Annotated in this window: 1 protein-coding gene; it reads right to left on the reverse strand. The window is 39.4% G+C overall.

The window, feature by feature from the left end:
- Positions 1 to 74 precede the first annotated feature (74 nt).
- Positions 75 to 231, reverse strand: a 157-nt coding sequence (locus AOA60_RS31995) for a FliG C-terminal domain-containing protein (protein WP_305887068.1), incomplete at its 5' end; no start/stop codon positions are given.

Below are 231 nucleotides of genomic sequence, written 5' to 3' on the forward strand. Positions count from 1 at the left end.
GAACTATGATTGATTTAACTTTTATTTCCTTAATATCAGGTATTTCTTGCAGTGCATAGGTGGACTTAATCAATTTAGACAATGATATCATCCCCTCCACCGCGAGCTATCACGATTTCACCTGCGTCCTCTAAACGACGTATAACACCGACAATGCGAGTTTGAGCTTCTTCTACATCTCGAAGTCTTACAGGACCCATAAACTCCATTTCATCCTTAAATGTTTCTACC

The organism is Pseudomonas sp. 2822-17 (assembly GCF_002742485.1).
Lineage (GTDB): Bacteria > Pseudomonadota > Gammaproteobacteria > Pseudomonadales > Pseudomonadaceae > Aquipseudomonas > Aquipseudomonas cyclaminis.